Annotated in this window: 10 protein-coding genes; 1 reads left to right on the top strand and 9 read right to left on the bottom strand. The window is 71.2% G+C overall.

Going from position 1 to position 13,070, the window contains the following annotated elements; all coding sequences use genetic code 11:
• The 8 genes from QZ753_RS05765 to QZ753_RS05795 all read right to left on the bottom strand — a co-directional run.
• Positions 1-1,381 (bottom strand): methyl-accepting chemotaxis protein (locus QZ753_RS05765; protein ID WP_294641793.1); only part of this gene is annotated, 1,381 nt, incomplete at its 3' end.
• Between the two features lie 149 nt (positions 1,382-1,530).
• Positions 1,531-2,208, bottom strand: coding sequence for a response regulator (locus QZ753_RS05770; protein ID WP_294641795.1), 678 nt, complete (start codon positions 2,206-2,208; stop codon positions 1,531-1,533).
• The gene (locus tag QZ753_RS05775) at positions 2,205-4,874 is read right to left on the bottom strand and encodes a sensor histidine kinase KdpD (protein WP_294641797.1); all 2,670 of its coding nucleotides are present in this window, start codon (positions 4,872-4,874) and stop codon (positions 2,205-2,207) included. The genes QZ753_RS05770 and QZ753_RS05775 overlap by 4 nt, the downstream gene beginning before the upstream one ends.
• A 71-nt stretch (positions 4,875-4,945) precedes the next feature.
• Positions 4,946-5,566: a potassium-transporting ATPase subunit KdpC gene (kdpC, locus tag QZ753_RS05780; protein WP_294641799.1), complete on the bottom strand. Its 621-nt coding sequence runs from the start codon at positions 5,564-5,566 to the stop codon at positions 4,946-4,948.
• Positions 5,567-5,588: 22 nt separating this feature from the next.
• Complete coding sequence (kdpB, locus tag QZ753_RS05785; RefSeq protein WP_294641801.1) at positions 5,589-7,643, bottom strand: potassium-transporting ATPase subunit KdpB; 2,055 nt, start codon at positions 7,641-7,643, stop codon at positions 5,589-5,591.
• A 103-nt stretch (positions 7,644-7,746) separates the two neighbouring features.
• Entirely contained in the window at positions 7,747-9,456 is a 1,710-nt protein-coding gene (kdpA, locus tag QZ753_RS05790; protein ID WP_294641803.1) for a potassium-transporting ATPase subunit KdpA, read from the bottom strand.
• Positions 9,457-9,481: 25 nt separating this feature from the next.
• A complete protein-coding gene (gene kdpF, locus QZ753_RS21030; RefSeq protein WP_082505146.1) occupies positions 9,482-9,568 on the bottom strand; it encodes a K(+)-transporting ATPase subunit F in 87 nt (28 codons plus the stop codon).
• Positions 9,569-9,747: 179 nt separating this feature from the next.
• The gene (locus tag QZ753_RS05795) at positions 9,748-10,647 is read right to left on the bottom strand and encodes a LysR family transcriptional regulator (protein WP_294641804.1); all 900 of its coding nucleotides are present in this window, start codon (positions 10,645-10,647) and stop codon (positions 9,748-9,750) included.
• A 96-nt stretch (positions 10,648-10,743) separates the two neighbouring features.
• Here QZ753_RS05795 and QZ753_RS05800 point away from each other — a divergent pair, with 96 nt between their 5' ends.
• Positions 10,744-11,835 carry an aldo/keto reductase gene (locus QZ753_RS05800; protein ID WP_294641805.1) on the top strand — a complete coding sequence of 364 codons (1,092 nt, stop codon included), beginning with the start codon at positions 10,744-10,746 and terminating at the stop codon, positions 11,833-11,835.
• Positions 11,836-11,845: 10 nt separating this feature from the next.
• Here the strand turns inward: QZ753_RS05800 and QZ753_RS05805 are convergent, their stop codons facing one another.
• A complete protein-coding gene (locus tag QZ753_RS05805; RefSeq protein ID WP_294641807.1) occupies positions 11,846-13,063 on the bottom strand; it encodes an MFS transporter in 1,218 nt (405 codons plus the stop codon).
• Positions 13,064-13,070 lie beyond the last annotated feature (7 nt).

The following is a 13,070-nucleotide window of genomic DNA, read 5'->3' on the forward strand; positions in this document are numbered from 1 at the left end:
CGCGCGCGGCCTCGACGCCCGCGTTCAGCGCCAGAAGGTTCGTCTGGAAGGCGATCTCGTCGATGACGCCGATGATGTTGCCGATCCGCGCCGAGGACTGTTCGATCTCGGCCATCGCCGAGACCGCACGCGAGACGATCTCGCCGCCGCGCTCGGCCTCGCGGCAGGCGGTGGAGGCCGACTGGCGGGCGGCGTCGGCGCGGGCTGCCATCTCGCCGACGCCGCGCGTCACCTGGCCCAGCGCCGCCACCGTCTGCTCCAGGTTGGCCGCCTGCTGCTCGGTGCGCTGGGAGAGGTCGCCCGCCGCCACCGTGATCTCCGAGAGGCCGGAGCGCATTGCGCCGACCGCCGAGACGACCTGACCGATCGTGGCCTCCAGCTGGGAGACGGACTGATTGAACTGGATGCGGATGGGCTCGAACTCGTGCGCCACCGCCTGATCCATGCGCACGGTCAGGTCGCCGGCCGACAGGCGCGCGAAGCCCGCCTCGACGGCATGGACGAAGGCGCGAAGGTCCTCGGCCTTGGCGTTGTCGAGAGCATGCTGGCGTTCGGCGCTGGCGGCCTGCGTCTGGCGCGAGGCGTCGGCGTCGATCTCCAGCTGGCGCTGCGCGATGCGCGCCTCGCGCAGCTTCTCGACCGAGCGGGCGATCCGGCCGATCTCGTCGCCGCGGTCCATGCCGGCCACCGTGCCGTCGGTGCGGCCTTCCGCGACGTCGCCGATCGTGTCGATCAGGGGCTTCAGCGGCGCCATCATCCGGCGCACCGTCCAGTAGTAGAGCGCGCCGACGAGAAGCGCCGATACGATGCTGACCGCGATCAGCGTGCGCTGGAGGGTCTCGATCGAGGCGAGGAACTCGGCCTGCGGAATGCCGACATAGAGGACACCGATCGTCTCGCCGTTGGCGTTGCGGATCGGATCGTAGGCGGTGAAATAGGAGGTGCCGAGAATGTCGGCCTCGCCGCGGAAGGAGGTGCCGGCCTTCAGCACCGCGTCGTAGACGGGACCTGCCGCCAGCGTCGTGCCGACCGCGCGCGAGCCGTCCGGCTTCTTGACGTTGGTCGCCACGCGCTTGTCGCCCATGAAGATCGTCGCCGTGCCGCCGACGAGCGCCTTGATGCGGTCCACCGCGTCGGACGCGTCGTTCAGCGGCGTGTCGTCGGCATAGAGCACGTCGCCCCGCCGCGCATAGGTCTTGCCGTAGGACGACAGGACGTCCCAGGCGACGCGCATGTTCACCTCCTGGCGATCGCGCGCCCGGCCGACGGCGTCGGAATGGAGAAGGAAGATACCGGAGACGCTGACGAGAACCGTCACCAGCAGAAGGCTGAACGCCAGCATCATGGTCAGCTTGACCGGCAGCGATCGGTTGCGCAGCATTATGGACCCCACACGAAAGGAGCGTCCACGATAGATCGCGTGGGTTGAAGAGCCGCTAATGGCGTCAACTTGCATGTGTCAGAAACGTACGCTTTCAAGATCCGTCGAACACGAAACCGCGATCGTTCCGGCGTGGCTGTCTTGGCCGGTCACACCAGCCGGTAGCCGACGCCCGGCTCGGTGAGGACGCGGCGCGGCGCGCTCGGGTCGTCCTCCAGCTTTTGGCGGAGGTGGCCGATATAGACCCGCAGATATTGCGTGTCGTGCTCGTTGGCCTTGCCCCAGACCTTGCGCAGGAGGGTGCGGTGCGTGACGACCTTGCCGAGATTCTGGAAGAGGACGGTGAGGAGCGCGAGCTCGCGACGCGTCAGGCGCACCTCGGCCTCGCCCTTGCGCACCACCCGCGCCTCGAGGTCGAGCGACAGGTCGCCGGCCTGGAACGGCCCGGCGCTCGCGGCCTTCTGCCGGTGGCGGAGCGCGGCGCGCAGGCGCGCCATCAGCTCGCCGATACCGAACGGCTTCTCGACGTAGTCGTCGGCGCCAAGATCGAGCGCCCGGATCTTTTCCGATTCGCGGTCGCGCGCCGACAGGACGACGATCGGCACGTCCGAGACGAGGCGCAGCCGCTCGATCACCACGAGACCGTCGATGTCGGGCAGGCCGAGGTCGAGCACCAGGGCGTCGGGCGCGCTCGTCGTGGCAAGCCGCAGCCCTTCCGCACCGTTGGCAGCCTGAAGGACGGCGTAGCCCTCGGCCGTCAGCGAAGGCTTCAGGAAGCGATGGATCGCCGGCTCGTCGTCCACCACGAGAATCGTCGCACGGCTCATGCGCCCTCCCCGCCCGGCAGCCGGATCTCGAACACGGCGCCCTTCGTCCCCGGCTCCGGGGGCAGAAGCGAGAGCGTCCCGCCCTGGGCTTCCACGATCCCCTTGGCGATGGCAAGGCCGAGCCCGGCGCTGTCGCCGCCGTCGGCCCCAGTCGGCGCGCGGGCCCGCGTGAACTTCTCGAAGACGAAGGGCGCGAGATCCTCCGGCACGCCGGGCCCGTCGTCGGCGATGCGGATCGCGACCGTCTCCCCGTCGCGCCGCGCCCGCAGCGTCACCGTCGCCTGCGTGCCGGCGTGGCGCACGGCGTTGCCGACGATGTTGGCGAGCGCCTGGTCGAGGAGGTTTCCGTCGACGAAGGCGAGGATGCGCTCGGCCGTCTCGACGAGATGGAAATCCTGGGTCGCCCCGCGCCGCCGGGCGAGATCGATCTGCCGCTCCAGCGCCTCGGTGACGTCGATCCAGTCGCGACGCACCTCCAGTGCGCCGGCTTCCAGCCGTGTCATCGACAGAAGGTTTCGCACCATCGTGTCGAGCCGGCTCGTCTCGTCGCGGATTTCGGCGAGGAGATCCTGGCGCGCATCGCGCTCCAGCCGCTCCTCGTATTCGATGAGGGCGGTGGCCGATCCGAGGATCGAGGCGAGCGGGGTGCGGAAGTCGTGGCTGATCGAGGCGAGGAGGATGTTGCGCACGCGCTCGGTCTCCGCCGCCGTGCGGGCGCGGCGCACCTCGGTCGACAGGAGCGCGCGGTGGAGCGCGGCGGCGGTCTGCTCGGCGAGGGCGGCAAGCAGCGTGCGCGTCTCGACGTCGAGCGGCCCGCGATCCGCCGGATGCTCCAGCCCCAGCGCCCCGACGGTCCCGTCGGGCGCCTGCAACGGCAGGAACGACCAGCCGCTCGACGGCAGGGTGCCCGTTCCGGCGCCCGCCGGCTCGCCCTTCTCGAAGGCCCAGCGGGCGGCGGTGCGCGCGGGCGTGTCGAGCCGGTCGTCGGGCGGCCAGGCGCTGGCGATCACAAGGTCCGGCCCGGACGGTCGCAGGATGACGCAGGCGCGCCCCGTCGCCGCGTTGATCTCGCTCGCCGCCGCCTCCATCACGCGCTCCGCATCGGCGAGCGCCGAGAGGGTGCGGGTAAACTCGTAGAGCCGGCGCGCGGCGCGCGTGCGGACGGCCGAGGCCTTCATCTGCTCGCGCGCCTGGCCCGCCACCGCCGAGATCGACACGGCGATGATCAGGAAGATCGCGAGCGCCAGAAGCTCGTGCGGGCGCGCCACCGTGAAGGTGCCGGTCGGGTCGATGAAGAAGAAGTTGTAGGCCGCAAACGACAGGAACGAGGCGAGGATCGCCGGCCAGACGCCGCTGCGCAGCGCCGGCAGGAGCACCGCGAGGAGGTAGAGCATCGAGACGTTCGGCAGCGCCACGAAATGGCGCATCACCGAGCCGAGGAGCGTCGCGACGGCGACGCCGACGGCCGCCGTCGCATAGCCCGTGAGCGGCCCGCGATCCGGCATCGGCCGCCGCACCCGGCCGCCCGCCGTCTCCTCGGTCAGGACATGGATCGCGATCCCCGAGGCCCGGCGCACCAGCGCGTCGGCGAGATTCGGCCGGAGCGGCCAGGACCAGCGGCCCCGCGCGCGGGCCTGACCGACGACGATCTGCGTGACGTTCTCGAAGCGCGAGAAGCGCAGGAGCTCGCCGGGAAAGTCGGTGCCGACGAGGCTCTGCGTCGCGGCGCCGAGCGTGCGCGCGAGCTGCAGCGCGGCCTCGACGCGGGCGGCGTCCGCCGGCGCCAGCGACAGGCCCGGCCGCTCGATCGTGACCGCGAACCAGGGCGCGTCGAGCCGGTCGGCGAGGCGCTTGGCCTCGCGCACGAGGCGCTCCGGCGTGCCGGTCGCCCCGAGGCAGACGAGGAGCCGCTCGCCCGCCGGCCACGGGCCCTCGATCGCGCCGCCCTGCATGCGCTCCAGAAGGTCGCTGTCGACGCGGGCCGCGACCTGCCGGAGCGCCAGCTCGCGCAGCGCGGTGAGGTTGGACGGCTTGAAGAAGTTCTGCGTGGCGCGGGTGGCCGTGTCCTCGACATAGACCTTGCCCTCGGCGAGCCGCCGGATCAGCTCGTCCGACGGCAGGTCGACGAGCACGATCTCGTCGGCGACCTTCAGCGTCGTGTCGGGCACCGTCTCGCGCACCCGCACGCCCGTGATCCGCTGGACCACCTCGTTGAGGCTCTCGACATGCTGGACGTTCATCGTGGTCCAGACGTCGATGCCCGCCTGGAGAAGCTCGGCGACGTCCTGCCACCGCTTCGGATGGCGCGAGCCGGGCACGTTGGAATGGGCGTATTCGTCGACGAGAAGAAGCTGCGGGCGGCGGGCGAGCGCGGCATCGATGTCGAACTCGGGGACCAATCGCCCCTTGTAGGGGATGGACTTGCGCGGCAGGACCTCGAGCCCCGCCAGCATGGCCTCCGTCTCCGCGCGCCCATGCGTCTCGACGATGCCGACGAGGACGCCGCGCCCGGCGCCCGCCGCGCCGTGGGCGGCCTGCAGCATGGCGAAGGTCTTGCCGACGCCGGGCGCGGCGCCGAGAAACAGGCGAAGACGGCCGCGCCCCTCCCGTTCGGCGCCGGCCAGAAGGGCGTCCGCAGAGGCGCGGGGTCCGTCTCCCTTGATCATCGCATGTCCGTTCCTGTCGGATCCGCCATAGCAGGTCGGGGCCCGGCGGTCTCCCGCCGGGCGCGTTCGCGTCAGCCGGCGGGCCGGTCGGCGGAGGCCGTCGGGGTCGGCGCGGGCGTCGACGTTGCGGGGGCGAGCGCATCGAGCGCGAGGTTCACCGCCAGGACGTTGACGCGCGGCTCGCCGAGGACGAGGAGCGTGCGGCCCGCGGTGTTGTCGGCGATGGCGCGGCGCACGAGATCGGCGTCGACCCCGCGCGCGCCGGCGATGCGCGCCACCTGAAGCTCGGCGAAGGCCGGCGAGACGTCCGGGTCGAGGCCCGAGCCCGAGGTGGTGACGGCGTCGGCGGGCAGGACGCTCGCGCCGGTCGCCGCCTTCATCGCCTCGCCGTCCGTCTTCAGGCGCTCGGCGAGCTTGGCGCTGGTGGGGCCGAGATTGGTGCCCGACGAGGAGGAGGCATCGTAGCCGGTGCCGGCGGCCGACGGGCGTCCCTGGAGATAGCGGGCGTCCGTGAAGGCCTGGCCGATCAGCGACGAGCCGACCGGCCGGCCGTCGCGGTCGACGAGGCTGCCCGACGCCTGCACCGGGAAGACGGCGCCCGCGACGGCGGTCATCGCCAGCGGATAGGCGACGCCGAGAAGGAGGGTGAGGAGGCCGAGGAGCGTCGCCGCGGCGCGAAGTTGCGAGAGCATGGAAGCTGTCCTTGGACGGGGTTCAGGCGAGGCCGAGGGCGGAGACCGCAAGGTCGATGATCTTGATGCCCACGAAGGGCACCAGGATGCCGCCGAGGCCGTAGATCAGGAGATTGCGGCGCAGCACCGTCGCGGCATCCATCGCCCGGTAGGGCACGCCGCGCAGCGCCAGCGGGATCAGCGCGACGATGACGAGGGCGTTGAAGATCACCGCCGAGAGGATCGCGCTTTCGGGCGTGGCGAGCCGCATCACGTTGAGGACGCCGAGCTCGGGGATCGCCGCGATGAACAGCGCCGGGATGATGGCGAAGTATTTCGCGACGTCGTTGGCGATCGAGAAGGTGGTCAGGCTCCCGCGCGTCATCAGGAGCTGCTTGCCGATGCCGACGATCTCGATGAGCTTGGTCGGATCCGAATCGAGGTCCACCATGTTGCCGGCCTCGCGGGCGGCCTGCGTGCCGGTCTGCATGGCGACGCCGACATCGGCCTGGGCGAGCGCCGGCGCGTCGTTGGTGCCGTCGCCGCACATGGCGACCAGCCGCCCCTGGCGCTGCTCGTTGCGGATGTAGTTCAGCTTGTCCTGCGGCGTCGCCTCGGCGATGAAGTCGTCGACGCCCGCCTCGCCCGCGATCGCGGCGGCGGTGACCGGGTTGTCGCCCGTCACCATGACGGTGCGGATGCCCATGCGGCGAAGCTCGGCGAAGCGCTCCTTGATGTCGGGCTTGACGACGTCCTTCAGGTGGATGACGCCGATGTAGCGGCCGTTCTCGGCAAGCCCCAGCGGCGTGCCGCCGGATTTCGCGATGCGCTCGACGGCCTGGGTGAAGGCGGCGGGCTCCTCGACCTCGCGGCCCGCCGTCTCGCGCACGAAGCGGCGGATCGCGTCGACTGCGCCCTTGCGGATGGTCTTGCCCCCCATGTCGACACCCGACAGGCGGGTGGCGGCCGAGAACGGGATGAAGATCGCCCCGTCCCGCGCCGTCTCGGGGACGGCAATGCCGTACTTCTCGCGCGCCAGCACCAGGATCGAGCGCCCTTCCGCCGTCTCGTCGGCGAGCGAGGCCTCGACCGCGATCTGGGCGGTCTCCGTATCGGTGACGCCCGGCACCGCGACGAACTCGGACGCCATGCGGTTGCCGAAGGTGATCGTGCCGGTCTTGTCGAGAAGCAGCGTGTCGACGTCGCCCGACGCCTCGACGGCCTTGCCCGACATGGCGAGAACGTTGTGGCGGATCAGGCGGTCCATGCCGGCAATGCCGATCGCCGACAGGAGGCCGCCGATCGTCGTCGGGATGAGGGTGACGAGGAGCGCGACGAGGATCGGCACGGAGACCGCGGCGCCCGCATAGGACGACAGGCCCGTAAGCGTGACGACGGCGATCAGGAAGATCAGCGTCATGCCGACGAGGAGGATGGTGAGCGCCAGTTCGTTCGGCGTCTTCTGCCGCTCGGCGCCCTCGACGAGCGCGATCATGCGGTCGAGGAACGAGGAGCCGGGCGCGGCGGTAATGCGCACGACCAGCCAGTCGGAGACGACGGTGGTGCCGCCGGTGACCGCCGAGCGGTCGCCGCCCGCCTCGCGGATCACCGGGGCCGATTCGCCCGTCACCGCCGCCTCGTTCACCGAGGCGATGCCCTCGACGATCTCGCCGTCGCCCGGCACGAGGTCGCCGGTCTCGACCAGCACGTGGTCGCCGACCTTCAGGTCGAGCGCCGAGACCGACTGGATGGCGGTGCGGTCCTTGGCCGAGGCCATGCGCTTGGCGACCGTGTCGGTGCGCGCCTTGCGCAATGAGTCCGCCTGCGCCCGCCCGCGCCCTTCCGCGATGGCTTCGGCGAAGTTGGCGAACAGCACCGTGAACCAGAGCCAGGCCATGATCTGGCCGGTGAAGAGGAGCGGGTTGCCGGCGAGGAGGTCGCGCACGAAGAGGACGGTGACGACCGCCGCCACGACCTCGGTGACGAAGATCACCGGGTTGCGCATCAGCGCTGCGGGATTGAGCTTCTTGAAGGCGTCGACCGTGGCCCGGCCGACGAGGTCGGGCCGGAAGGTGGACGTTGCGGCCTTGGCAGCCATGGGGAGTGTCCTTGTGGTCGGGTCCTCGATGGGGACCGACGAAGAATGGGTGACGGTTCGTGAGGGGCGGCCCGGCGTCGGGGCCGAGCCGCGCCCAAGGTCGTCAGAAGGTCTTTCCGGCCAGCATCTGCACCTGCTCGGCGATCGGGCCGAGGGCGAGCGCGGGGAAGAACTGGAGGCCGCCGAGGATCAGGATGATGCCGGCGAGAAGCCCGACGAAGAGCGGCCCGTGGGTCGGGAAGGTGCCGGCCGAGGGCGCGAGCTTGGTCTTGGTCACCAGCGAGCCCGCGATCGCCATCATCGGCACGATGTAGGCGAAGCGGCCGAGCAGCATGGCAAGGCCCAGCGTCGTGTTCCACCAGGGCGAGTTGGCCGACAGGCCGCCGAAGGCCGAGCCGTTGTTGCCGGCCGCCGAGGTGTAGGCGTAGTAGATCTCCGACAGGCCGTGCGGGCCGGCATTGCCGAGGCCCGACAGCGCCGTCGGCAGCACCGCCGAGACCGCCGAGAAGCCGAGGATCGCGGTCGGCAGGATGAGGATCGCGAGCACCGCCATCTTCATCTCCTTGGCCTCGATCTTCTTGCCAAGATATTCCGGGGTGCGGCCGACCATGAGGCCCGCCACGAAGACCGAGATGATCGCGATCACGAGGATGCCGTAGAGGCCGGAGCCGACGCCGCCCGGCAGGATCTCGCCGAGCATGATCAGCACCATGGGCACCATGCCGCCGATCGGCGTGAAGGAGCCGTGCATGGCGTTGACGGCGCCGTCCGACAGGCCGGTCGTCACGGAGGCGAAGAAGGCGGAAGCCGCGAGCCCGAAGCGGACCTCCTTGCCCTCCATGTTGCCGCCGGTGGGGTCGAGGCCGGCCGCCGCCAGGACCGGCGTCCCGGCGCTTTCGGCCCAGTAGCAGACCGCCGTCGCAGAAACGAGGAGAAGGCCCATCACCGAGAGGATCGCCACGGCCTGACGCCGGTCGCCGATCAGCCGGCCGAAGGCGAAGACGAGCGCCGTCGAGACCACCAGCATCTGCCAGATCGTCAGCGCGTTCGAGAGCGGCGACGGGTTCTCATAAGGGTGGGCGGAGTTGGCGTTGTAGAAGCCGCCGCCGTTGGTGCCGAGCTGCTTGATCGCGAGCTGCGAGGCGACGGGCCCGAGCGCCAGCGTCTGGGGCTGGCCTTCCAGCGTCTGGACGGTCGCCGAGGCTTCGAGCGTCTGCGGCGTGCCCATCGAGACCTGCCAGAGACCGGTCGCGATCGCGAGCGGCAGGAGGACGTAGAGCGTGGCACGCGTCATGTCGGTGAAGAAGTTGCCGACGGTCTGGGCGCCCGAGCGCGCGAAGGCGCGCACCAGCGCGACGGCCAGCGCGATGCCGGTCGCCGCCGACAGGAAGTTCTGCACCGTGAGGCCGGCCATCTGGCTGAGATGGCTGAGCGTCGTCTCGCCGCCGTAGGACTGCCAGTTCGTGTTGGTCACGAAGGAGACGGCCGTGTTGAAGGCGAGATGCGGCGACATGCCCGAAAACCCTTGCGGGTTCAGCGGCAGAAAGGCCTGGGCGCGCAGGATCGCGTAGAGGAGCACGAAGCCGGCCGCGTTGAAGGCGAGCATGGCCAGCGTATAGGCGAGCCAGCCCTGCTCGCGCGCCGGGTCGATGCCGGCGAGGCGATAGAAGCCGCGCTCGACGGGACCGAGAATGGGGGTGAGGACGGTCCGCTCGCCCGCGAAGACGCGGCCCATGAAGGCGCCGAGCGGAATGGCGAACGCGACCACGGCCGCGAGGATGAGGATGATTTGCAGCCAGCCGACAAGGGTCATGGCATCCGACTTTCAGGACAGGGGATTAGAACCGCTCGGGACGCGCGAGCGCGTAGACGAGGTAGGCGGCAAGGGCGAGCGCGACGGCGCCGCCGAGGACGAGGTCGAACATCGTCAGGCCCGGACCGCCCAGCGCGCGTAGGCGCCCATCAACGCGAAAAAGCCCAGCCCCACGGCCAGGTAGATCAGATCGAACATGCGAACCCTCCTTTCGGGATCGCCCATTCGATTGCGCCGGCCCGGCGTAAAAAATCCATATGAGTTTGCGGGGCGCCGGACCCGCGGTGGCGGTCAGCCCGCCGGGCGGGGCCAGCGAAACGCCTCGATCAGGGCGCGCAGCGCCGGCGTGGCCTGCCGGCTCGGATAATAGAGGCGGCATCCGTCGAACGGCGCGCACCATGCGTCCAAAACCTGAACGAGGCGCCCGGCGGCGATGTCCTCGGCGACGTCGTCTTCCATCATGTAGCCGAGCCCGGCGCCGGCCCGCACAGCCCCCGCCGCCAGCCGCTCGTCGTTGACGATGAGCTGGCCGCCGACCTTGACGCGCAGCGCCTGCCCGTCCCGCTCGAACTCCCAGGGCAGGAGCCCGCCGCCGCCGACGAGGCGATAGTTGACGCAGACATGGTCCCGCAGATCGGCGGGCGTCGCGGGCGCCGGGCGGGCAGCGAAGTAGCCGGGCGTCGCCACCACCACCGTGCGCAGCGGCGGCCCGACCGGAACCGTCACCATGTCGAGCTCGACGCTCTCGCCGAGCCGGATGCCGGCGTCGAAGCCGCCCGCCACGAGGTCCACCAGCCGGTCGTCCACCACCACCTCGACCGCGATGTCGGGATGATCGACCAGGAACTGCGGCAGGCGGGGCGTGAGGATCGTGCGCGCGACATAGGAGAAGGTGGTGAGGCGGAGCGTGCCGGACGGCGCGTCGCGCCAGTCGGCAAGCGCCGCGATCCCGCCCTCCACCGCGTCGAGCGCCGGGCCGAGCGCGGCCAGCAGCCGCTCGCCCGCGGCCGTCGGCGCGACGCTGCGCGTCGTGCGCGCGAGAAGGCGGACGCCGAGCCGGGCCTCCAGCTGGCGCATGGCGTGGCTGAGCGCCGAGGGCGACAGGCCGAGCTCGGCGCCCGCGCGGGTGAAGCTGCGCGCCCGCGCGATCGCGGCGAACAGGGCAAGATCGTCGAGGTCGCCACGCCGCATTGATGAACCCCGCTCACAAGCCCTTGGCCGAGACGCATCCTAATCCGGCTCGGCACCGCCCGCTATGTTCGTCTCATCGTTCGACAGGAGACACGAATGGACCTCACCCATTTTCGCGCGCTTGGGCGCTCCGGCCTTCTCGTCAGCCCGCTGGCGCTCGGCACCATGACCTTCGGCGCGGGGCGCTGGGGTGCCGACGAGGCGGGGGCCGCGGCCATCCTCGACGCCTATCTCGAGCGCGGCGGCAACTTCGTGGATACGGCGGACATCTATTCCGGGGGCGCCAGCGAGACGATGCTCGGCCGTCTCGTCGCCGAGCGGGGGGTGCGCGACCGGCTGGTGATCGCGACCAAGTTTGGCTTCCCGGAGAGCGGCGGCGTGCCGCTGATGGGCGGCAACGGCGCGCGCCACATTCGCCGGGCCCTGGAAGGCTCGCTGAAGCGCCTCGGCACCGACCGGATCGATCTCTACTGGACCCATGTCTGGGACCGCACGACGCCGCCGGAGGAGGTGCTGCGCGCGCTCACCGACGCGGTGCGGCGCGGCGACATCCTGCATTACGGCTTTTCCAACGCGCCGGCCTGGTATGCCGCCCGCATCGCGACCCTGGCGCGCGCTCACGGCCTGCCCGAGCCGATCGGCCTGCAATACGCCTATTCGCTGATCGACCGGGGCGTGGAACTCGAGATCCTGCCGGCGGGCGAGGCGCTCGGCCTCGGCCTCGTGCCCTGGAGCCCGCTTGCCGCCGGGCTCCTCACCGGCAAGTACGGCCGCGACAAGTTGGAGGCCCATGGCCCTGCCGGCACGGTGCCCAACCAGGCCAACGGGACGAGCGACGGCGGCAGCCGGCTCGACGGCGACAACCCGTTCGGCGGGATGCTGTTCACCGAGCGCAACTTCGCGGTGGTGGACGTGGTGCGCAGCATTGCGGGCGAGATCGGTCGCTCGATGGCGGAGGTGGCGCTCGCGTGGGTGACGCAAAGGCCCGGCGTTTCCAGCGTCCTGATCGGCGCGAGCCGCCCCGATCAGGTGCACGCCAACGTCGCCTCGCTCGACGTGACGCTGTCCGACGACCAGCGCGCCCGGCTGGATGCCGTGAGCGCGCTGCCGATGATCAACCCCTACTTCATCTTCCAGATCCCGCGCGAGCAGCTCTTCGGCGGGGTGTCCGTCACGCCCTGGCGCTAGGCGATAGCTCTTACGCTCCCGCCCGCGTACGTTCGGCCGCCCGGCCGAGCGTCAGCATCACGCCGGCGCCGAGCACCACGGCGGCGGCGGCATAGACGATGACGCCGTGCGGGCCGATCCCGTCGATCAGGAGACCGCCGATCAGCGCGCCGCTGGCGATCGCCACCTGGAACGAGGAGGAGAGGAGCGCGCCGGAGCTTTCGGCAAGGTCGGGCGCCGCGCGCGCATTCCAGATCGAGACGGCCACCGGGAAGCCGCCGAAGGCAAAGCCCCAGAGCGCGACGGCGGCAAACGCCACGGCCGGCGTTCCGCCGAACAGCGCCAGCAGGAGCGAGGCCGCGCCGATGAGGAGCGACACGCCGCCGGCCGCCGACGCCGGGCTGCGCGCCGCGATCATCCCGGCCACCGGGTTGCCGAGAAAGCCGCCGACGCCGAAGGCGAGAAGCGCCAGCGAGATCGTCGCGACGTCGAGGCGCGGCACCTCTTCCAGGAACGGGCGGATGAAGGTGAAGCCGGCGAAGTGGCCGGACACGACGATGATCACCGTGGCGAAGCCGATCAGCACCGCGCGCCGCGACAGGGCGGCGCGGAAGCTCGCAAGACCCGGCGCGCCGACCGAGGGCAGGCGCGGCAGGACGAGAAGCTGGACGAGGAGCGACAGGGCGCCGAGCGCCGCTGCGGCGAGGAACGTCGCCCGCCAGCCCCACAGCGCGCCGAGCGCGGCGCCGAGCGGCGCGGCGACGACGGTCGCGACCGACACGCCCATCACGATGATCGACATGGCGCGCGGCACGTCGGCCGGCGGCACCAGCCGCAGGGCGAGCGCCGTCATCATCGCCCAGAAGCCACCGAGCGCGAAGCCGAGAAGCCCGCGCGCCACGAGGAGGACGCCGACGCTGCCCGCAAAGGCCGTCAGCACGCTGGACACGACCAGCATCGCCATCAGCGCCCAGACGATGACGCGCCGGTCGAGCCGACCGGAGCCGAGCACTAGGAGCGGCCCGGCGAGCGCTGCGACGACCGCCGTCGCCGTGATCGCCTGCCCCACCGCGCCGTTGGTGACGCCGAGTTCGGCGGCCATCGGCGTCAGCAGGCTGACGGGCAGGAACTCGGCGGTGACGAGACCGAAGACGCCGAAGGACAGTGAGAACACCGCAGGCCAGGCGGGGCCGGGCGTTTCGGTGTCGGGCGCGGCGGCGAGGCCGCCGGGGCAGGCGATGTCGGACATGGAGGCG

Source organism: uncultured Aureimonas sp. (genome assembly GCF_913775355.1).
Taxonomy (GTDB): domain Bacteria; phylum Pseudomonadota; class Alphaproteobacteria; order Rhizobiales; family Rhizobiaceae; genus Aureimonas.

Excerpts from the sequence above, each read along its gene's own strand:
- QZ753_RS05770 (WP_294641795.1), bottom strand. The coding sequence starts at position 2,208 with ATGAGCCGTGCGACGATTCTCGTGGTGGACGACGAGCCGGCGATCCAT.
- QZ753_RS05775 (WP_294641797.1), bottom strand. The coding sequence starts at position 4,874 with ATGATCAAGGGAGACGGACCCCGCGCCTCTGCGGACGCCCTTCTGGCC.
- kdpC (WP_294641799.1), bottom strand. The coding sequence starts at position 5,566 with ATGCTCTCGCAACTTCGCGCCGCGGCGACGCTCCTCGGCCTCCTCACC.
- kdpB (WP_294641801.1), bottom strand. The coding sequence starts at position 7,643 with ATGGCTGCCAAGGCCGCAACGTCCACCTTCCGGCCCGACCTCGTCGGC.
- kdpA (WP_294641803.1), bottom strand. The coding sequence starts at position 9,456 with ATGACCCTTGTCGGCTGGCTGCAAATCATCCTCATCCTCGCGGCCGTG.
- kdpF (WP_082505146.1), bottom strand. The coding sequence starts at position 9,568 with ATGTTCGACCTCGTCCTCGGCGGCGCCGTCGCGCTCGCCCTTGCCGCC.
- QZ753_RS05795 (WP_294641804.1), bottom strand. The coding sequence starts at position 10,647 with ATGCGGCGTGGCGACCTCGACGATCTTGCCCTGTTCGCCGCGATCGCG.
- QZ753_RS05800 (WP_294641805.1), top strand. The coding sequence starts at position 10,744 with ATGGACCTCACCCATTTTCGCGCGCTTGGGCGCTCCGGCCTTCTCGTC.
- QZ753_RS05805 (WP_294641807.1), bottom strand. The coding sequence starts at position 13,063 with ATGTCCGACATCGCCTGCCCCGGCGGCCTCGCCGCCGCGCCCGACACC.